This window comes from Amycolatopsis sp. NPDC058340 (assembly GCF_042723975.1).
Classification (GTDB): Bacteria; Actinomycetota; Actinomycetes; order Mycobacteriales; family Pseudonocardiaceae; genus Amycolatopsis.
The window spans coordinates 42957-62320 of the sequence record NZ_JBHXIB010000006.1 but is presented as its reverse complement, the minus strand read 5'-3'; the positions used below and the strand labels follow the sequence as shown (position 1 = coordinate 62320).

Below are 19364 nucleotides of genomic sequence, written 5' to 3'. Positions count from 1 at the left end.
AGGCAAGACATGTCCGACCTGTTGCGCGCCCCCGCCGAGATCAAGTACGCCGAAGAGCTGGACTGGCTGGAGTCCGTCGACGACAACCCCAAGCCGTTCGCCTGGCGCCTGTCCCCGAAGATGCTGCGCCTGTTCATCCTCGGCTCCGAGCGCGCCGACGGCCTCGACCGTGAGATCGCGCAGAAATGGTTCGGCGACCGGAGCATCGTCGAGCGCGCCATCGTCACACTCGCCTCGGACCGCGGGCTCCTGCTGATCGGCGACCCGGGCACCGGCAAGAGCTGGCTCGCCGAGCTGCTGGCCGCCGCGATCTCCCGAAACTCCACCCTCGTCGTGCAGGGGACCGCAGGCACCACCGAAGACCACATCAAGTACTCGTGGAACGTCTCGATGGTCATCGCGAAGGGCCAGTCCCGCGAGTCGATGATCCCGTCGCCGATCATGACCGCGATGGAGGCGGGCTCGATCGGCCGGTTCGAGGAGCTGACCAGGTCCACCAGCGACGTGCAGGACGCGCTGATCTCGATCCTGTCGGAGAAGTACATCTCGGTGCCGGAGCTGGACAGCGACGGGATCGTCTTCGCCAAACCCGGCTTCTCCGTGATCGCCACCGCGAACAGCCGCGACCGCGGTGTGAACGACCTGTCGTCCGCGCTCAAGCGCCGCTTCAACTTCGTCCGCATCCCGGTGGTGACGAACAAGAAGAGCGAGGCGGAGATCGTCCGCTTCCGCACCGAGGAACTCCTGCGCCGCCACCAGATCGAGCTGGACGTGCCGCCGACACTGCTCGACGTGCTCCTGCGCAGCTTCGGCGACCTACGCGCCGCGGCGGCGTCGGCGGGCAGCGACGACGAGAAGCTGGAGTCCGCGTTGTCCACGGCCGAACAGATCGGCGTGCTCGAAGACGCGGTGCTGCACAGCAACTTCTTCGGGGAACGCGAGCTGACCGCCCGCACGCTGGCGTCCTCGCTGGTCGGCTCGCTCGCCCGCCGTGAGCCGGAGGATCTGTCGATCCTCAACAAGTACCTGCACGGCGTCGTCGAGCCGCGCAGCAAGGACGAGGGCGGGGACTGGCCGGAGTTCCTCGACGGCGGCCGCGACGCGATCGCCTCACTCTCGTGAGCGGCGCCTTCGAGGCGTTGCGCGGCCAGTTGCAGGAGGCCGCGGCCGCCTTCGCCGACGGGCCCGGCGCAGTGGAGGGCATCCTGCTCGGGCTGGTCGACGACGTCGACCGCGCGGTGCGCGAGCCCTTGGAGATCTTCCCGGTCTGCCACCATTCCCCGGCTTCGGCCGTGGCGATGGCGCGGCGGTTGCGGGAGAAGCAGCCGAAGGTGGTGTACCTCGAACTGTGCGAGGACATGGCGCCGTTGCTGACCGAGCTGCGCAACTGCCGTCTCCCGGTGGCGGTGCAGGCTTTCGCGACGGAGGTGAAGGGCTTCCCCGCGGAGTGGGCACCGTTGTCCGTCGTCGCGCCGATCACCGAGGCTTCGGCGGAGTACCAGGCGATCGCGTACGCCTTGGACACTCCTGGCGTCGAGCTCGTCCTCGTGGACCGGTCGGCGGACCACGTCTTCCAATGGAACGAACGTGAACCGTCCACTGACCCGGACGCTCCGCCCGCCGAGGAGGAGGCCGCGCTGCACGGTGACGCGGTCGGCGTGGAGATCGGTGATCTGCGGCCCCGGTTCGCCGAACTCGAGGAACACCTCCTGCGGCACGGGCGGGTGCGGCACTGGTCGGAGTGGTGGCACCAGTACGTCGAGCTGCCGCTCGGCGACAGCGACCACGACACTTATCGCCAGGTGATGTTCCTGATCGGCAGCCTGTTCCGCCGTCTCGCACCGGGGGACGCCCGGCACGTGAAGGTGGACGAAGATCGCGAACGCCACATGTGGACCCGTATGCGCGAGCACCTCGCCGCGTCGGGCGCGGATCCGGCGGAGTGCCTCTACATCTGCGGCGCCTTCCACGCGGCCAGCCGGGTCGCGGAGTTCGGTGTCGAAGGCGCCGACGGGTTCGTGATCAGCCCGCGCAGTGAGAGCACCTGGCAGTACGGGCTGATCCCGTCGAGCCACACCTCGATCGAGGCGCAGTTCGGGCTCGCCGGGGGATCGGTGTCGATCGCCGCGACCGAGTGGGCGAAGAACCTCAAGCGCACCAAGGTGAAGCAGTTCCAGCTGGAAGGGCAGGTGGGCGGGCCGAAGCGGAAGAAGGCCGCGGAGCTGCCCGCGCCGGCATCGGATCCGGTGGCAGTGGATCCATCGGACCAGCTTTCCGGCTTCCTGCAACGGCCTCCGGTGCTCGACCGGCTGGACGAAGCCGAGCTGCTCGGCTGGTCGGTCGAGATCGTGCGGGCGGCGCGCCGGAACGGCTATCTGGCCTCGACGGCCGACGCCATCGCGGTCTTCGAGACCTCGATCCTGCTGGCGGGTCTGCGTGATCGGGCCAAGCCGACACCGTACGACTTCCAGGACGCGGCGGTCACCTGCATCGAGAAGGACGTCGTGCCCGGCAGGCGCGACGTACGCCGTCTCGTCGAGATCATGATGGGCGGCGACCGGATCGGCCAGGTCGGATACGACGCCTTGCCGCCCTTGGCACGAGACGTGCACGACAGGCTGGAGCCGCTGAACCTCAAGCTGCAGCAACGAGGTGTGCAACGGGCGCTGCTCGACATCGCGTCGAGACCGGAGCTGGAGCCCTGTTCCGATCTGCTGTGGATGCTGCGCTACCTGATGCCGCACGGCGCGGCGAGGCCGATCATGGGCGAGCGGCGGCTCGGTGAGCGGCCGATCCAGGAGTCGTGGGATCTGGCGCTGGGCACGCACCAACGGGCCCTCATCGAGCTGGGCTACGAAGGGGTCAGCGTCGAGCAGGTGCTGGAGCAGCGGCTTCGGCGCGCTGCCTACCACCCGCAGGTCACCGCCGCGAAGGTACTCGGAGCGGTCGAGGACGCGACGCTCTACCTGCGCAGTGCCCGGCTCGCGGGAGAGCTGGGGACACGTGCCCTGGAGGTGCTGGCGACCGAACGTACCGTCGACGGGGCTCCGGAAGTGCTGCGGCGGGTGCGGAGGCTGCTGGCGCACTACCGGACCAGCGAGCCGGTGCTGCCTCGATGGATCGAGGACTTCGTCAGGACGGGGTACGCGCACTACTGCACCCTGCTCCCGGCGGCCTTCGCCGACGAGGAAGCCGGCGTCGAGCAGGTCGCCGCCATGCTGGGGTTCCTGTTCAGCATGGAGTCGCTCGCCTTGTCGCTGGGGTGTGACCGCACGCAGCTGGAGCTGGCGATCGTCGGATCGCATCCACAGGAGCCGTCGAAGGTGGCGTTGCTGTGGGCGGCGCAGGTGCAGCTCGGCCGCCTCTCCCGTGCGGAGCTGCGCGAGCGGTGCGCCGGCTTGCTGGCGAACCCGATGGTGCTGCCCGCTTATCCGCGCTACCTGAGCGGGTTCGTGCACGCGTTGGAGCCGGCGCCGGGGCTGGCCGACTTCGTCGTCGAGGCGGTGTCGAACGCCTTCGCCGAGCTGCCGGACAGGCTGCTGTTGCCGTGGTTGCCGACGTTGATCACCACGCTGCGGTCTCGCGGAGCCGAGCTGGTGCCATTGCTCGTGCGTGAGGCCGGACGGATCTTCCCCGGTCGCCTCGCGGCGCTCGACGAGTGGGTTCCGCCTTGGAAGAGTCAGCCGGAACCCAGTGCGGTGACGAGGAAGGCCAACGGCGGCGGCCTCGCGTTGCTGGCGGCGCATCCGGCGGCTTGTGACGCGGTGGCGGGTCTGCTGGGCTGCGACGAGTGGGGGAGCACCACACCCACCGGTTTGGCACTGCTCGGGCGGTATCCGGACACCGCCGCCGCGGTGGAGGAGGTGCTCACCGGAGTGTGAACCGAGGGGCTGTCGCCGGGGCTTCCGGCGACAGCCCTCTCGATCAGTCGGCGACCCAGCTTCCGTGGAAGCCCAGCGGTACCGGCCTCGGCAGATGGATGCGTGCCAAGGGTCTCGCGGTGAAGTCCTGCGCCGCGAGGATCACCAGGTCCGACGCGTTGCGGTCGGGGTTGTTGACGTAGGCGAGGGCGTAGCCGTCGTCCTCGGCCTTGCCGCGGGAGGACGGCACGAACACCGCTTCGCTCGCGTCGGCGCCCCGGCCGAAGCGGTGCACCTCCGAACGCCCGTTCCGCAGGTCGTGCTTGATCAGCGCGTTGCCGAAGGAGCCGGACGGCTTGTCCAGGTAGACGTCGAACAGTTCGCCGGGAGAGGCCGAGTAGCCGTACCGGTGCCGTCGCGACACCAGGCTTTCGTTGACGCGCGGGAATTCCTGCGGCCGGTCGTCGAGGACGCGGCGCCGCACCCGTCCCTGCGCGAGATCGATCGTCCAGCGTTCCAGCACCGGCGGGCCCGAAGCCGACGGACCACCGAAGCCCTGCTCACCCGCCACCTCGAACGGCGCGGGCATCGTGGTCAGGTCGACCACCACCGTGGAGCCCTGCTCGTAGGCGTTGAGCGTATGCGAGTAGAACACCGGATCCACCCCGAACCAGCGGACCGGGCCGCCGTCGCGTTTCATCACCCCGACCCTGGCCGGGTGACCCGTGTTCCACTTGTAGGGCACGACCTTGCCCGGCTGCGGATCGAAGGTGACGGGTACGTCGAAGACGACCACGTAGTTCTCGGTGAGGCCGAAGTCGTGCATCATCGGGCTGTCGGTGACCGGGATGCGGGTGGTCCGCACCACGCGGCCGGTCCGGTCGACCATCAGATGCCGCACGTGGTCCCAGGTCGGGTGGTAGGTGATCGCGTGCAGTTCGTCGGCGCGGGCGTCGAATTTGGTGTGCGCGGTGTAGGAGCCCTCCAGCGAGCCGCTGAAATCGAACGGCCCCAACGTGTTCAGCTCGCCGTCGAGTTCGTAGGGCGGGGCGCCCGATTCCTGCAGGGTGAGGATGCGGCCGTGATGGCTGATCACATGCGTGTTCGGCGCGAAGTCCTCGGCGGGCACCGGCCACGGGTACCGCTCGCCGAGTTTCGCCGCGACCCCGGACGACCGCACCCAGCGGTTGCGGTACCACTCGGCCTTCCCGTCGCGCAGCCGGACACCGTGCACCATGCCCTCACCCAGCATCCAGTGGTGGGCGCGTGGATCTTCGAGGCCGAGGACGTTCGGCCCGGTGCGCAGGTACCGCCCGCAGAGATCGCCCGGGATCCGGCCGGTGACCGGAAGGCCGAACGCGGTCACCTCCTCCGTGACCGGCGCGAACGCGCCTTCGAGGAACGGGTGGTGCGGTTTCGCCGGTGCTTGCGCGGCGGAAGCGGTTGCGCCGCTCCCGAGGCTCGCGGCGGCTCCTCCGATGGCGAGAGCGGCCGCCCCGCGGAGCACGTTCCGCCTGGTCGGTTCGGTCATGGTCGATCCCCCGGTTCGTGACGTAACTGTGTATGCCATGAACAGTGTATGCCTTTACCGGTTTTGGGTGCAACAATGCCCCGATGGACGACGTCGAGATCGAGTTGCTGCCGCCGGGCACGGCGCTGGCCTGGGGACACGCCCCGGCGCCCCGGCGTGGGCCGAAACCGGGATACAGCCTCGACCAGATCGTCGACGCGGCCATCGCGCAGGCCGACGCTGAGGGCTACGCGGCACTGTCCATGCCTTCGATCGCCAAACGCCTCGGCGTCACCGCGAACGCGCTTTACCGGTATCTGAGCTCCAAAGAGGAACTGCTCGTGCTCGTGGCCGAAGCGGCCTGGGGGCCGCCGCCGGAGCCGGTATCCGGCGATTGGCGCGCCGCGGTCACGGCCTGGGCCCGCGCGCTCCTGGAACGCTGCCGTCGTCATCCGTGGCTGATCGACTTGCCGGTGCGGAGCGCGCCCACTACGCCGAATCTCTTGGGGTGGCTGGAGAACTTCCTCGAGGGGATGGCGGATTCAGGGCTGAACGCCCAGGACGTCACGGGCTGCGCGGTACTGGTCGACGGATGGGTTCGCAGTACCGCGTCGCTGCTCCGGGACGTGAACGCGAGCCCTCCCGATCAGGTGCGGGCTCTCGGTTCGTTTCTGGGGCCGCGTCTCGAAGCGCGGGGCTACACCCGCGTCGCCGCCGTGATCTCCGGTGAGGCGTACGGCGAAGAGGGAATCGAGGAAGCGGACATCGAGTTCGGCCTCGGTCGCATCCTGGACGGCATCGAAGCGCTCATCGAGCGCCGCTGAACACCCCGTCCAGCCGGTAGTCGACGATCTCCGACGCGCGCTCGGCCGTGTAGGCGTCGACCATGATCGCCGTGACGAGGCCGGCGGACATCGTCGCGAGGGAGTCCGCCTCGAGACGGGGGTCGAGGCGGGCGGGAACGTCGCCTTTCTCCTGGGCTGTGCGAAGCAGCTCGGTGATCGCGTGGACCAGGTGGGGCAGAAGCGGTTCCTGATCGGGGTCCTGGCTCCCGCGTGTGACGTCGACGGCGAAATACGCGATCTGGACGGCGGAGAGCATGCGGGCGCGCTCGCCGTCCGGCAGGACGGAGGTCAGATAGGCGCGCACGATGGTGCGCTCGTCCTCCGACTTCATCGCCTCGCCGATGGTCTTCCCGGCGTGCTCCATGGTCAGCTCGACGATCCGCTGCCAGGAGAAGCGCAGCATCTCTTCCTTGGTCGGGAAGTAGTACTGGACCAGGTTCATCGAGATGCCCGCCTCTGCGGCCACCGCACGCAGCGTGACCGCCTGCAGTCCTTGGGCGGCGGCGATTCTGAAGAGTGCCTCCGCGATCTCGCGCCTGCGCTCTTGGTGGTCCACACGTTTCGGCACGCGGTCACTCTGCCATGCCGGTGAGGGGTGGCCGAAACGGCCACCCACTGTTATGGTGCAAGTGCACTATAAAAACCGAGGAGGCCCGATGCTGGGGGAGTTCACCGACAAGAAGGCCGAGGAGCGCTTCTTCGCCGTCTACGACGAGGTGCTGCGGAAGTGGCCGGTTCCCGCCGAAGAGCTGGGCATCGGCACGAGATTCGGCCCGACGCGAGTTCGCAGCTGCGGGCCGGAGGACGGCCCGCCGATCGTGCTGCTTTCCGGCGGGATGGGCACATCGCTGTCCTGGTATCCGCATATCGCCGAACTCGCCGTCCGGCACCGGGTCCACGCGGTCGACTCCCTCGGCGAGCCCGGGCGATCGATCCAGACCGCTCCGCTCGAGTCCGCGCAAGACTGCGCGGACTGGCTCGCCGAGGTCATCGAAGGCGTGCTCGCGGGAACAGGCCACGAAAAGGTCCATCTCGCCGGTGTTTCGAGGGGTGGCTGGCTGGCGTTGAATCTCGCGACGCGGTCCACCGTTCGGATCGCCGGTGTCGTCGCCATCGAAGCCGCGGGGTTCGGCGTGATCGGCCGGAGCTTCATCTGGTGGAGTTTCCGCGAGATCTTCCGCTGGTTCCTGCCCAAGTGGCTCCTGCGGCTGGTGGCGTCGGGAGATCCGGACGTGCGGCACACCGTGCGGCCTCTGCTCTTCGCCGCGCTCAAGTACAAGCAGCATCTTCCTGAGCTGCACCTGTTCAGCGGTGACGAGCTGGCGGCGATCGACGTACCCGCCCGGATCGTCGTCGGCGAGCGCAGTGTCATCCACGACGCTCGCGCGGTGGCGTCCCGGCTCGGGTCACTGAGCCCGCACATCGAGGTCGAGGTCGTGCCCAAGGCGACTCATGGGTTGTCGCTGGAGAAGCCCGGCCTCGTCACCACCCGGATTCTCGAGGCCGCGCATCACGCCGCGGCCACCTGATCCGGCCAGGACGGGGAACGGCCGAGCAGAGCCACGATCGTGTCCAAATCGGACTGTCCCGTCGCGTCCACGGCCGGAGCGAACGCCGCGCCTGGCGCGTTCCGGCTCTTCCCGTCCGGGATCGCCTTGGCGAACCGCAGCCCGGCGTCGAGGACCTCTCGCTGGAACCTGATCGGCAGGCCGAGGGTTTTGGCCACGTCCCACGAATGCACCAGGTAGTCCACGAAATGGAAGCCGAGGGCCTGCTCCGCGGTGAAGGTGATTTCGGTGGAGAACTCGGGTAGCGCGAACTTCCGGTCGGCGAGGTCGTGGGGGACGAAGGCGTTCAGCACGCGGTTCACCGAGGCGCGGTAGGTGCCGACGGGGTCGTCGCCCAGCGGGAGCAGCCGCCAATGGTCGAGGTGGCTCTCGCCTTCGGCCGCGGCGGCGAAGCCGTGGTGCTGGGTGGCCATGTGCGCCAGGAGGCCGTGCAGGGTCCAGGCGCTGCACGGGGTCGGTTTCGTCAGATCCGCGGGGGTGATCTTGGTGACGAGGTCCAGGCTGGCCCGGGTCACGACGGCGTCGAGCATGCGGAGTTCATCGATAGGCATATGCATATCATCTACACATGCGTACGAGTTCGTCAACCGGTTCCGGAACTCCGGTCGGTATGGTCTGCGCATGGCGGAGCAGGGGAGGCCGGATCTGGCGGCGATGCTCGGCGGGCTGATGCGACGGCTGATGAACGCCGAGACGCCGGTGCTGGCCGAGCACGGGTTGACCATGTGGGGCTACGTGGTGCTGAGCGCGCTCGACGACGGGCCCGTCCGCACGCAGGCCGCGCTCGCCAAGGCGATCGGCGCGGACAAGACCCGGATCATCGGCACCCTCGACGCACTCCAGTCGGACGGGTTGATCACCCGCGAGCCGGATCCGAAGGACCGCCGGGTCCGGCTGCTGGGGATCACCGAGGCGGGCCGCGCGTCGCGACGGTCCGCTCAAGCCCGGATCCAGGAGCAGGAGGAACGGTTGCTCGGTCAGCTGTCGGCCGCCGACCGCAAGGCTTTCCTCAAGGCCGCCCGCGTGCTTTCCGAAACGCGGTGGCCGTGAGTCAGCCCAGTTCCTCCACGACCATCCCGGCCGGATAGTCCGACGGCGAACGGCGCCACCACGCGCTGAAAGCCTGCGCCAGCCGGCGTGGCACCTCGACCTGGGCGCCGCCCCCGTGGAACTCGATCGTGACCAGCAAGGCCTCGATATCCCAGGGGATCCGCCGGGCCAGTTTCGCGTAGTCGGCGCTGGCGGACACGAACGTGACCGCCTTCGTCGCGCCGATCCGGCGCGCTTCCCCCAGCACGGCGTCTTCGAGCACGCCCGGCGGCCAGTCGCCGAGCCGCAGCTTCCGGTCGTAGCAGGAGATCGGCTCGTCGGCGCGCAGGATCCCGTAGCCACCGCTCAGGATCAGCAACCGTCCGGACGCCGCGGCCTCGCCCAGCGCGCCGCCGACGTTCCGGTAGAAGTTCCCACTGTAGCGCCGCCACGCGGGCAGCAGTCCGCCGTCGTCCACCTTGGATCTCGCCAGGACGTCGGCCCGCGCGCGGAGCATCGGCTCCGGCCAGGCGGCACCGGATCCGGCTGTGCCGCCGCCCCGGTGCTTGGCCTTCGAGGGGCCGATGATGGCCAGCGCCTCGCGCGGATCGATCGTGTCCAGGACGGTTTCCACCGGGAGGACCGTAGCAGCCGGGACCCTCGCTGACCGGCCGCTGACCGGGGCCGGGCATGCTGGAGGGAGCAGACTGCGGAGAGGGGGAACATGTCGCCACTGGTCGTGCACGGCTTGTGGTCCCGTGGCCGCGGGATCGTGCTCTGGGGTGAACACGGCGACCGCCCGGCGACGACGTCGATGCGGCCGTCGAGCGCGGCCCGGCCGCATCCGTTCGCCGCGTCGGTCGCGGATCTGACCGCCCTGCATCCCGGCAAGCCGGCGACGGCCGTCCTGCTGTTGCCGTCGCGGCGCGGCGGTCCGCTCGCCTCGCCCGAACTGGGCGCGCGGGGCCGTCCGCGGCCGGAACCGACGCTGGAACCCTGGTCGGTGCCCGCGCTCCTGATCGACCCCTCGGAGCTGGAGGACCTGGCCGAGACGGTCGGCTACGGCACGTCGGTCCGTCATCTCCGCGCCGTCGTCCGGCTGGCGGACGACCTGGTCCGCCGCGGCCGGGTGCTGCCGACGCTCGTACGGAACGAGATCGTGGCGCGGGCGCGGTGGCGGCCGGTGGCCAGGGGCGGTGACGCGGTCGCGGTCCGGGCGCTGATCGCGGCCACCCCACCGGTCGGCCGGGCCGAACATCCCGGGCCGGATCCGGCGGCTCTCGTCACCGACGCCCTCCACACCCTCGTCGACGCCGCGGTCCGCGAGCGGCTGGGTGCCGCCGGGCTCGCCACGGAAAGCGATGGGCGCGAAGGCCCGTTCGGGTCCTGGCTCCACGCGCTCAAGAGCGCCGACGACCGGGTCGGCCAGTCGCCGGGACGGATGGGGATCGTCGCCGAGGGCATCGCCGCCTGGGACGCGATCGGCGACACGGACCTCACCGAGGGCACCGTCTGCGTCCGGCTCGACGAGGTTCCGACACTGCACGGCCCTGCCGACGACCCGGACGACCAGACCGGCGACGGGACCAAGTGGCAGCTGCGTTTCCTCCTGCGCTCCGCGGCCGACCCCAGCCTCCTGCTCCCGGCCGAAGACGTCTGGTCCGGCAAGGCGGGCGCGAAGTTCACCGACCCCGAAGGTCTTTTCACCGCCGAGCTGGAGCGCGCCGCCGGGGTATTGCCGATGCTCGGCCCCGCGGTCGAGGCCCAGAAGCCGGGCACCTACGACCTCACCGTCGCCGAAGCCGTGGAGTTCCTCGACGGCGGCGCGGAAGAGCTGGTCGCGGCCGGATTCGACGTCCAGCTCCCGGCGAGCTGGGGTGGCAGGCGGAAACTCGCGCTCAAGCTGTCCGTCCGCGGCGCGCCCGTCGACCAGGCCGCCGTGCACCGGCTTGGGCGGCACCAGCTCGCCCGCTACCGCTGGGCGCTCGCCGTCGGGGAGGACGCGCTGACCGACGAGGAACTCGCCGGGCTCGCCGCCGCGAAGTCGTCGTTGGTGCGGTTGCGCGGCCGGTGGGTGAGCGTGGACCCCGAACTGTTGCGCGCCGGCCTGGAGTATCTCCGTCGCGACCCGGACCGCGAGAAGCCACCGCTGCCCACCCCGGCGGACCTGCTCGAGTTGCTCCGCGGCGGCTTCGAAGCGCCGTTGCCGGTCACCGAAGTCACCACCGACGGCTGGATCGACGACTTCCTCGCCGGACGAATCCAGCGCACCATCGAACCGGTCGAGCCGCCGCCGGGCTTCGTGGCGACGCTGCGGCCCTATCAGAGCCGCGGTGCCGCCTGGCTGGCGTTCATGACGTCGATCGGGCTCGGGGCCTGCCTCGCCGACGACATGGGGCTGGGCAAGACCGTCCAGCTGCTCGCGCTCGAAGCGACGGAGCGGGCGCAGGGCGACACGGGGCCGACACTGCTGGTCTGCCCGATGTCGCTGCTCGGCACGTGGCAACGGGAAGCGGCCAAGTTCGCCCCGAAGCTGCGTGTCCATATCCATCACGGCGCCGATCGCGGCCGCGTGCGGGCCGAGGGCGTGGATCTCGTCGTCACCACGTATTCCACGGCCGCCCGCGACGTCGACGAACTCGCGGGCATCCGTTGGCACCGGCTCGTGCTCGACGAGGCGCAGGCGGTCAAGAACCAGAACACCGGACCCGCGCAGGCCTTGCGCCGGATCCCGGCCGGGCACCGGGTCGCGCTGACCGGGACGCCGGTGGAGAACCGGCTCGCCGATCTGTGGTCGCTTTCGGATCTGCTCAACCCGGGCGTCCTCGGAGGCAGGCAAGAGTTCCGTGAGCGGTTCGAGGTGCCGATCGAGCGCCGGGGCGACCTCGCCGCGGCCACCGAGCTGCGGCGACTGACCCGGCCGTTCCTGTTGCGGCGCCTCAAAACCGACCCCACCGTGCTCGCGGACCTGCCCGAGAAGATCGAGATCCTGCAGGAATACCGCCTCACCCGCGAACAGGTGACGCTCTACCGCGCGACCGTGGACGAGATGATGACGAAGATCGCCGACAGCGCCGGGGTCAAACGGCGCGGCAACATCCTCGCCGCGATCACCAAACTCAAGCAGATCTGCAACCATCCCGCGCATCTGCTGCACGACGGTTCGCCGATCGGGCACCGCTCCGGCAAGGTCGACCGACTCGAAGAACTCCTGGCGGAGATCCTGGACTCGGGCGACCGCGCGCTGTGCTTCACCCAGTTCGCCGAGTTCGGCCATCTGCTCGTGCCGCATCTCTCGCACCGGCTGAACGTGAAGATCGCCTTCCTGCACGGCGGGCTGTCGCAGCGGCGCCGCGATTCGATCGTCGAGCACTTCCAGTCGGGCGAGGGCCCGTCGATCCTGCTCGCGTCGCTCAAGACCGGGGGAGCGGGCTTGACCCTCACCGCCGCCACCCACGTCCTGCATCTCGACCGGTGGTGGAATCCGGCGGTCGAGGAACAGGCCACCGACCGCGCGTTCCGCATCGGCCAGCGGCGCAGCGTCCAGGTGCGGAAGTTCGTCTGTCCCGGAACCATCGAGGAACGGATCGACGAAGTCATCACCAAGAAGGAGGCGCTGGCCGATCTCGTCGTCACCGACGGGGAGGACTGGCTCACCGAGCTCTCCACCGATTCGCTGCGCGAGGTCTTCGCGCTCGGCCGGGAGGCGGCCGATGACTGACGGATTCCGCCGGGCGCTCGACGAACTGGGTGTCCACAAAGGACTCGTTCCGCCCTGTACGGTCGATACGCTCACGCTGGGGCCGGGGGCCGCCGTCGCCAGGGTCCGGGTGACCAGGCAACGGTTCCACGATGTCCGTATCGGCCTGCCGGCGTTCGGCAAACAGGTGTGGACGGCGGTCGTCGCCGCCTTCGTCGCGGACGAGCCCACGAGGGCCGCCCTGCTCGACGGGCGAGTCCCGGACGGTATCGATCGGTTCTTCGCCGCCGAGCAGGTCCCGCTGTTCCCCGAGGCGGCGTGGGAACTGTCGCTGGACTGCACGTGTCCCGGCACCCGCGTCCCGTGCGATCACCTCGTCGCGGGCCTGATCGCACTCGAAGCGGACACGGACCCGTTCACGATCTTCACCCTCCGCGGGCGGGATCGCGCGACGCTGCTCGAAGAGATCGGACGGCAGGCGGGTGCCCGTGTGACGGCCCCTGCCGCGGAAGACGGGACACCGGGGCTCGACGAGGTGATGGACGACTTCTTCGGCTGGGGCCCGGCCGGGGACGTCACGAACAGGCGACGGCCGCCCGCCGGGGATCCGCTGGGACTGCTCGACGAGGTTCCGCCGCTCAAGGCCACAGTGGACGGAAAACCGGTCGACGCCCTGCTGCGGCCGCTCTACCGGGCGATCACCGGTCAGGAGAAGTAGGCGTCGACGATCCTGTCGTCCACTTCGGACAGAGTGGCGGGCGACCACTTCGGCGCACGGTCCTTGTCGATGATCTGCGCCCGGATGCCTTCGGCGAACTCGGCGGTCGAGAGAGCGTGGGCCGAGATCCGGTATTCCTGCGCCAGCACGGTTTCCAGGTCGGGCATCGCCGCCGCCGAGCGGAGCGCCCGCAGGGTCACCTTCAGCGCGGTCGGCGACTTCGCCTCGATCTCCTTGGCGGCGGTGGCGGCCGCGTCACCCGCGGTGTGAAGCCGGGCCAGGATCTCTTCGACGGTGTCCGCCGCGTAGCAGTGGTCGATCCAGGCGGCGTCCCCGGCCAGCGCGCTCGGCGGCGCCGGTTCGGCGATCAGCTCCAGCGCGGCATCCGTGGGGTGCGACCCGAGTGCGTCGAGCAGGTCCGGGATCCGTTCACTGGGCACGAAGTGATCGGCGAGTCCACAGTGGATCGCGTCGGGCCCGGAGATCGCCCCGGCGGTGAGCGCGATGTGTGTCCCGAGTTCGCCTGGGGTCCGCGACAACAGATACGTGCCACCGACGTCGGGGACGAAACCGATGCCGGTCTCGGGCATGCCGACGCGGGAGCGTTCGGTGACGATCCGGTGGCTGCCGTGCGCCGAGACGCCGACCCCGCCGCCCATCACAAGCCCGTCCATGAGCGCGAGATACGGCTTGGGGTAGCGCGAGATCAGGACGTTGAGGCGGTACTCGTCGGCCCAGAACCGCAACGACGCGGTGCCGCCGCCGCGCGCGTCCTCGTAGATGGCGCGGATGTCCCCGCCGGCACAGAGCCCGCGACCGCCGGCGCCGTCGATCAGCACGGCGCGGACTCCGGGATCGGCGCGCCACGCTTCGAGGTGGTCGAGCATGGCGAGGACCATGCCGTGGTTCAGCGAGTTCAGCGCACGCGGCCGGTTCAGCGTGATCCGGCCGATTCCGCTCTCGACGAAGAACTGGACGTCGTTCACGAAGCCACCCTAAAAGTCGGAAGTCCGACCATGTGACGCTTGTGGCGTACGCCTCGGACGCGAACGACGGAGCTTTGCCAGTGCTAATAACTGCCAGCGGGCGGGAGGTCCGGTCTGGTAGTCATCGGTCATGAGCGATGAGCCCACCGCGGCGGAGCTGGCCGACGAACTCCTCGACGTCCTCGCGGCCGAGGTGCCCTTGATGGCTACGTTCGACAACATCCCCGGACACGACCACGAACTGCGGGACGTGTCGGAGGCTGGCGACGAACGGCTGCGGGAGCGGGCCGTCCGGATCGCCGGGTACGCGGCCCGGTCCACCGATCCGGACCGGATCACCCTCGGCGTCGTCACCCATCACGCGGAATCGCTCCTGACCAGGCTGGACTCGCGGCTGACCGAATTCGTCCTCGCCGATCCGATGGTGTCCGAGGGCATCGGGGCGTTGTCCTGGCTTCCGCAGCTGGAGCCGTCGGGGGAACAGGCGGAGGAGGACTATCTGGCCAGGCTGGCGGCGTTCCCGGCGTTCTTCGCGGCGCTGGCCGACCGCCACCGGGCCGGGGTCGCGGCGGGCCGGGCCCCGGTGGAACGCGCGGTGCGCAACGCCATCGCCCACCTCGACCGGCTTCTGGCCGCCGAACCCGATCCGCTGCTCGTCCCGCCGCTGACCGGCGACCGTGTCGCGCGACGGGAGCGGCTGTTCACCGAGCAGGTGCGGCCGTCGCTCATCGCCTATCGCGAGGTGCTCGCCCGGGAGATCGCCGGACGTGGCCGCCCCGACGACCGGCCGGGCCTCTGCTGGCTGGACGGCGGCAAGGAGAGTTACGCCGGCCTGGTCAGAACGCACACCACTACCGGGATCTCGCCGGAGGAACTGCACGAGACCGGCCTCGAACTCGGCCGGGCGCTGGACGAGGAGTACCGGCGCCTCGGCGCGGCCGTGTTCGGCGAGGACGATCCCGTCGAGGTCCGGCGACGGCTGCGTACCGACCCGTCGCTGCGCTGGCGGGACGCGGACGAGATGGTCACGACCGCGTCGGAAGCGGTCGCGCGGGCCGCGGCGGCCGCGCCCGGCTGGTTCCGGCGGATACCGTCGGCCGAATGCGTGGTGCGTGCCGTGCCGGAAGCCGACGGGCCGTCGGCCGCGCAGGCGTACTACATGCCGCCGTCGGCGGACGGCAGCCGTCCCGGCGTCTACTCCACCAACACCTACCGGGTGACCGAGCGGTTCCGGTTCATCGCCGAGTCCGTCGCCTTCCACGAAGCCGTTCCAGGGCACCATTTCCAGGCCTGCGTGTCCTTCGAACTCGACGACGTGCCGCGGCTGCGAAAACTCGTCCCGCTGTCGGCGTTCGACGAGGGCTGGGCGCTCTACACCGAACGGCTCGCCGACGAGATGGGGCTGTACTCCGACGACGTGATGCGGCTCGGCATGGTCGCCGAGGATTCCTTGCGCGCCGCGCGGCTCGTCGTCGACACCGGTCTGCACGCGCTGGGCTGGAGCCGGCAGCGATGCGTGGACTACCTCGCCGAACATTGCGTGCTCAGCGATGTCGAGGTGCAGTCGGAGACCGACCGCTACATCGAATGGCCCGGTCAGGCGCTGTCGTACATGACGGGCAGGCTGGAGATCGAGCGGTTGCGCGCCTTCGCCGAGGAACAGCTCGGAGAGGCGTTCGACATCCGCGACTTCCACGACGTGGTGCTGAGGAACGGGCAGGTGCCGTTGCCCGTGCTCGGCGACATCGTGCGGGAGTGGGTGACGGGCACGCGGCGCCGGGAGTGACCCCGGCGCCGCGTGCCCGGGCTCAGCCGCGCTTCGCGAGCGTCGCGACCTCGGCGTCGGACAGCGGCCGGTCGTAGAGCCGGACGTCGTCCACCGCGCCGCGCAGGAAGTCGACCTGCTGGCCGCCGTACTGGCCGCGGCCGATGACCGTGTGCCCGGTGCTCGGGGCGGCCGAACAGGCGTTCTGCGAGGCGACCTTCGCGCCGTCGACGTACAGCGACAACGTGCCCGCCTTCGCGTCGCGGACGCCGGTCAGGTGGTACCAGCGGCCGACTTCCGGCTTCTCCGGCGACAGGGCGCGCAGGCCGACGAAGCTCATCGCCCACCGCTGATCCTGCCCGGAGTACTGCAGGAAGAACGCGCTGTCGCGGCCGGTGTCCTGGCTGACGACGGTCTGGAACGCACCGCTCGCCTCATCCAGCTTGGCCCACGCCGAAACCGAGTAGCTGCCGGCCGTGTTCACGAGGTTCGTCCCGGTATCGGCCTGCCCGTTGCCTGCGAAGGCCAGCGCGCCGGCCTGGACCCCGCCTGCCCACTGCGTGTTGGTCAGCGTGGCGTGCGCGGTGCCGACCGAGTCCTTGGCGCTGGATCCGGTGCCCTCGTCGAACTTGTAGGCGTGCACACCGTCGATTCCCGGGGTGCCGGGGCCGGGATCGGGTGCGCCCGAGCCGCTGCCGTCGGCGTTGCGGATGATCGCCTGGTTGACCGCGCGCACCTGGGCGAAGTCCATCTTCTTCACTTGCCTGTCGTAGGTGAAGAAGCCGTTGACCTCGTGCTCGACGTCGGTGATCTGCGTGTAGATCGAGCCGCTGATCCCGCAGCTCTGCGCGGCCGCGAGCACGTCGCGCTGGTTCTGGACGTAGCGGCTGTTCAGGGTCGCCTGGTCCTTCACCATCTCGTAGGCGTGGCCTTCGCCGAACCACATGTGGTCCTCGACTTCGAGACCGTAGCCGCCGTGCTCGCCGTCGATCGAGATCCGCTTGGCGTCGGGCATCGGCTTCGCGGGGCCGGGGTAGGAGTGCCAGTCGAGGACGTCACCCTTGCCCGAGTCACCGAGCGAATCGCAGCAGTTGACCCCGCTGTGCGCGTTGACCAGCCGGGTCGGGTCCTGGGCCTTGACGCTCTCGGCGACCTGCCCGGTCTCCTCGCGCGACCACTCCGCCCAGCCCTCGTTGAACGGCACATAGCCGACGATCGAGGTCCAGTTCTTCTTCTGCTCCACCAGTTCCTTCAGCTCGGCCTTGAACTGCCGCTGCGCGTCGACGGGCGGACGGCCGCCGGTGCGCATCGACGGCATGTCCTGCCAGACGAGCAGGCCGAGCTTGTCGGCGTGGTGATACCAGCGGTCGGGTTCGGTCTTGATGTGCTTGCGGACCGTGTTGAACCCGAGGACCTTGTGCTGTTCGAGGTCGAAACGCAGCGCCTGGTCGGTCGGCGCGGTGTAGATGCCGTCCGGCCAGTAACCCTGGTCCAAAGTGGACTGCAGGAAGAGGATCTTGCCGTTGAGGGTGAACCGGAGTTTGCCGTCGGCGCCCTTCGTGGTGCCGAATTCGCGCATGCCGAAGTAGGACGACACCTTGTCGACGGTGCGGCGGCCGTCCTTCAGTTCGACGTCGAGATCGTAGAGGAACGGCGAATCCGGCGACCAGAGTTTCGCCTTGGGCACCGGCAGCGAGATCGTCCCGGCCGCGGCCGCCGTGCTGCGGCTGACCACCTTCCGGCCGTCGCGGACCACGGCCTCGACGGTCAGCCCGGAGTTCCCGCCGGTGTCGACGGTGAGCTTGAGCGTGGAGGACTTGAGGTCGGGGACCATGCCGAGCGTGCCGATGTGCTTCGCCGCGACCGGCTCCATCCACACCGTCTGCCAGATGCCCGAGGCGCCTTCGTAGAAGATCCCGCGGTCGGGGACCCGGCGCTGTTTGCCGACGGGCTGCCAGGTGGCGTCGGTGCGATCCTCGACGCCGACGATGATCTCCTGCTCTCCCTTGGGTTTCAGGGCCGAGGTGACGTCCGCGGAGAACGCGCCGTAGCCGCCCTGGTGCGCGGCGACCTCCTTGCCGTTGACGTAGACCTTCGCCTTGTAGTCGACCGCGCCGAAGTTGATCCGGAGGGTGTTGTCCTTGCCGACGTTCCAGTTCCGGGGCACGGTGAACGTGCGCCGGTACCACATGAAGTCCTCGTGCCGCTGGATCCCGGACAGCGCGGATTCGGTGGGGTAGGGGACCAGGATCTTCTCGGCGAGCTTCTCGCCGAAGGGCGGGGCCTCGCCGGGCGCGGCGCCGGCGAACTCCCAGACCCCGTTGAGGTTCTGCCAGTTCTCGCGCACCAGCTGCGGCCGCGGGTACTCGGGCAACGCGTTGGCGGGCGAAACCTGGTTCGTCCACGGGGTGGTCAGGCGTGGCTTGCCCATCTTCCAGCCGCTCTCCGCGGCCGTCGCGGCCCCCGGCGTCAACGCCAGGGCGGTCAGGGCGACCACCGCGGCGGTCAGGGGTTTCCGGAAGCGTCTCGGCCTCCGGGGACGTTGTGACAACGTTGGCAACATCTGCTCGACACCCTTCTCCGGGGGCGGCCGCCTCGGCGGAGGTGCGCCTCCCGCTGGACTTGTGCAGGCGTGAAACCACGACCCCGTGGCCGGTGGGAACCGGTGTGAGCCGGGCCACGGCTGGCCGTCAGGATGTTTTTACATCGTTGATACAACGTTGTAAAGCGTCGAAGGCCTCGAATCGGTCCTGGGTGGGAGAGCTGTCCGGTGTGTCAGGAGCGGCGGGATTCCCGCAGCCACTCGTCGAGTTCGCGGTAGTCGTCGCCGGTCAGGCCTCGCTGGGGATCGACGCGGTGCAGCAGGGCCGGTCCGGCGTGGTGGCCGGACACCCATTCGCGATCCAGGCCGGAAATCTCGTCGTCGATCCAGGCGAACGGGCGATCCCGGGCGTGGTCCAGCAGCGGGCGGGTCTTCCAATGCAGGCCGATGCGGGCGTCGAATTCGTCGTCGTCGGAGGGCTCCGGCCAGTCCACGACGGGCAGGCGGGGCAGGCCGAGTCTGGGGGAGAGGGAGTCGTTGGCGTCGTGCAACCAGGTCGTGGCCCAGACGAGTTCGCCGGGGAGGGCCCGCAGCCGCGGTCCGTGCGAAGGGTCGAGCCTGCCGAGAAGCGGGTTCTCGTCGTCTCGCGGCAAAGGGTCGAACGACGGGTAGTGCGACGGCTCCAAGCCGAACGGGATGAGCGGGCCGTCGACGTCGAGGTAGATCAGGGGGAGCCGCTCGGGACCGGATGTCATGGAGCGACGCTATCCGTCTTCGCGGCGCCTGCGCGGAGGCAGGCGCGCGAAGCCGCTGCAGGTGCCGGAGGCCGGGAGAGGTTCAT

Annotated in this window: 15 protein-coding genes; 8 read left to right on the top strand and 7 right to left on the bottom strand. The window is 69.7% G+C overall.

Going from position 1 to position 19364, the window contains the following annotated elements; translation table 11 throughout:
- Window positions 1-9: 9 nt before the first annotated feature.
- Both ACFWIW_RS10150 and ACFWIW_RS10145 read left to right on the top strand, forming a co-directional pair.
- The gene (locus ACFWIW_RS10150) at window positions 10-1122 is read left to right on the top strand and encodes an AAA family ATPase (protein WP_378368109.1); all 1113 of its coding nucleotides are present in this window, start codon (window positions 10-12) and stop codon (window positions 1120-1122) included.
- Window positions 1119-3881: a DUF5682 family protein gene (locus ACFWIW_RS10145; protein WP_378368108.1), complete on the top strand. Its 2763-nt coding sequence runs from the start codon at window positions 1119-1121 to the stop codon at window positions 3879-3881. Before ACFWIW_RS10150 ends, ACFWIW_RS10145 begins: the two co-directional genes overlap by 4 nt.
- A gap of 43 nt (window positions 3882-3924) precedes the next feature.
- Here ACFWIW_RS10145 and ACFWIW_RS10140 read toward each other — a convergent pair whose 3' ends face one another.
- Window positions 3925-5391 carry a carotenoid oxygenase family protein gene (locus tag ACFWIW_RS10140; RefSeq protein WP_378368107.1) on the bottom strand — a complete coding sequence of 489 codons (1467 nt, stop codon included), beginning with the start codon at window positions 5389-5391 and terminating at the stop codon, window positions 3925-3927.
- Between the two features lie 83 nt (window positions 5392-5474).
- Here ACFWIW_RS10140 and ACFWIW_RS10135 point away from each other — a divergent pair, with 83 nt between their 5' ends.
- Window positions 5475-6194 (top strand): TetR/AcrR family transcriptional regulator, encoded by a 720-nt coding sequence (locus ACFWIW_RS10135; protein WP_378368106.1) that lies wholly within the window; start codon window positions 5475-5477, stop codon window positions 6192-6194.
- On the opposite strand, the gene ACFWIW_RS10130 is transcribed toward ACFWIW_RS10135, so the two are convergent.
- Complete coding sequence (locus ACFWIW_RS10130) at window positions 6178-6783, bottom strand: TetR/AcrR family transcriptional regulator (protein ID WP_378368105.1); 606 nt, start codon at window positions 6781-6783, stop codon at window positions 6178-6180. The genes ACFWIW_RS10135 and ACFWIW_RS10130 overlap by 17 nt on opposite strands.
- An 88-nt stretch (window positions 6784-6871) precedes the next feature.
- Here ACFWIW_RS10130 and ACFWIW_RS10125 point away from each other — a divergent pair, with 88 nt between their 5' ends.
- Window positions 6872-7744 (top strand): alpha/beta fold hydrolase, encoded by an 873-nt coding sequence (locus ACFWIW_RS10125; protein ID WP_378368104.1) that lies wholly within the window; start codon window positions 6872-6874, stop codon window positions 7742-7744.
- Here ACFWIW_RS10125 and ACFWIW_RS10120 read toward each other — a convergent pair.
- Window positions 7726-8334, bottom strand: a complete 609-nt coding sequence (locus ACFWIW_RS10120) for a TIGR03086 family metal-binding protein (RefSeq protein WP_378368103.1) — start codon at window positions 8332-8334, stop codon at window positions 7726-7728. The two genes, ACFWIW_RS10125 and ACFWIW_RS10120, sit on opposite strands and share 19 nt — an antisense overlap.
- A 70-nt stretch (window positions 8335-8404) precedes the next feature.
- Here ACFWIW_RS10120 and ACFWIW_RS10115 point away from each other — a divergent pair, with 70 nt between their 5' ends.
- Window positions 8405-8833, top strand: coding sequence for a MarR family winged helix-turn-helix transcriptional regulator (locus ACFWIW_RS10115; protein ID WP_378368102.1), 429 nt, complete (start codon window positions 8405-8407; stop codon window positions 8831-8833).
- A 1-nt stretch (window position 8834) separates the two neighbouring features.
- Here ACFWIW_RS10115 and ACFWIW_RS10110 read toward each other — a convergent pair whose 3' ends face one another.
- Complete coding sequence (locus tag ACFWIW_RS10110) at window positions 8835-9446, bottom strand: hypothetical protein (RefSeq protein WP_378368101.1); 612 nt, start codon at window positions 9444-9446, stop codon at window positions 8835-8837.
- Window positions 9447-9536: 90 nt separating this feature from the next.
- Between ACFWIW_RS10110 and ACFWIW_RS10105 the strand changes: the two genes are divergently transcribed.
- Window positions 9537-12533: an SNF2-related protein gene (locus ACFWIW_RS10105; RefSeq protein WP_378368100.1), complete on the top strand. Its 2997-nt coding sequence runs from the start codon at window positions 9537-9539 to the stop codon at window positions 12531-12533.
- Window positions 12526-13230, top strand: a complete 705-nt coding sequence (locus tag ACFWIW_RS10100) for a hypothetical protein (RefSeq protein WP_378368099.1) — start codon at window positions 12526-12528, stop codon at window positions 13228-13230. The genes ACFWIW_RS10105 and ACFWIW_RS10100 overlap by 8 nt, the downstream gene beginning before the upstream one ends.
- Here the strand turns inward: ACFWIW_RS10100 and ACFWIW_RS10095 are convergent.
- Entirely contained in the window at window positions 13218-14216 is a 999-nt protein-coding gene (locus ACFWIW_RS10095) for an enoyl-CoA hydratase/isomerase family protein (RefSeq protein WP_378368098.1), read from the bottom strand. The genes ACFWIW_RS10100 and ACFWIW_RS10095 overlap by 13 nt on opposite strands.
- A gap of 130 nt (window positions 14217-14346) precedes the next feature.
- Here ACFWIW_RS10095 and ACFWIW_RS10090 point away from each other — a divergent pair, with 130 nt between their 5' ends.
- On the top strand, window positions 14347-16002 hold the full coding sequence (locus ACFWIW_RS10090; RefSeq protein WP_378368097.1) for a DUF885 domain-containing protein: 1656 nt from the start codon (window positions 14347-14349) through the stop codon (window positions 16000-16002).
- Window positions 16003-16024: 22 nt separating this feature from the next.
- Here the strand turns inward: ACFWIW_RS10090 and ACFWIW_RS10085 are convergent, their stop codons facing one another.
- Entirely contained in the window at window positions 16025-18478 is a 2454-nt protein-coding gene (locus ACFWIW_RS10085; protein ID WP_378368335.1) for a LamG-like jellyroll fold domain-containing protein, read from the bottom strand.
- Between the two features lie 278 nt (window positions 18479-18756).
- Entirely contained in the window at window positions 18757-19278 is a 522-nt protein-coding gene (locus tag ACFWIW_RS10080) for an HAD domain-containing protein (protein WP_378368096.1), read from the bottom strand.
- Between the last annotated feature and the right edge of the window lie 86 nt (window positions 19279-19364).

Excerpts from the sequence above, each read along its gene's own strand:
- ACFWIW_RS10125 (WP_378368104.1), top strand. The coding sequence starts at position 6,872 with ATGCTGGGGGAGTTCACCGACAAGAAGGCCGAGGAGCGCTTCTTCGCC.
- ACFWIW_RS10135 (WP_378368106.1), top strand. The coding sequence starts at position 5,475 with ATGGACGACGTCGAGATCGAGTTGCTGCCGCCGGGCACGGCGCTGGCC.
- ACFWIW_RS10120 (WP_378368103.1), bottom strand. The coding sequence starts at position 8,334 with ATGCCTATCGATGAACTCCGCATGCTCGACGCCGTCGTGACCCGGGCC.
- ACFWIW_RS10150 (WP_378368109.1), top strand. The coding sequence starts at position 10 with ATGTCCGACCTGTTGCGCGCCCCCGCCGAGATCAAGTACGCCGAAGAG.
- ACFWIW_RS10080 (WP_378368096.1), bottom strand. The coding sequence starts at position 19,278 with ATGACATCCGGTCCCGAGCGGCTCCCCCTGATCTACCTCGACGTCGAC.
- ACFWIW_RS10140 (WP_378368107.1), bottom strand. The coding sequence starts at position 5,391 with ATGACCGAACCGACCAGGCGGAACGTGCTCCGCGGGGCGGCCGCTCTC.
- ACFWIW_RS10100 (WP_378368099.1), top strand. The coding sequence starts at position 12,526 with ATGACTGACGGATTCCGCCGGGCGCTCGACGAACTGGGTGTCCACAAA.
- ACFWIW_RS10090 (WP_378368097.1), top strand. The coding sequence starts at position 14,347 with ATGAGCGATGAGCCCACCGCGGCGGAGCTGGCCGACGAACTCCTCGAC.
- ACFWIW_RS10115 (WP_378368102.1), top strand. The coding sequence starts at position 8,405 with ATGGCGGAGCAGGGGAGGCCGGATCTGGCGGCGATGCTCGGCGGGCTG.
- ACFWIW_RS10105 (WP_378368100.1), top strand. The coding sequence starts at position 9,537 with ATGTCGCCACTGGTCGTGCACGGCTTGTGGTCCCGTGGCCGCGGGATC.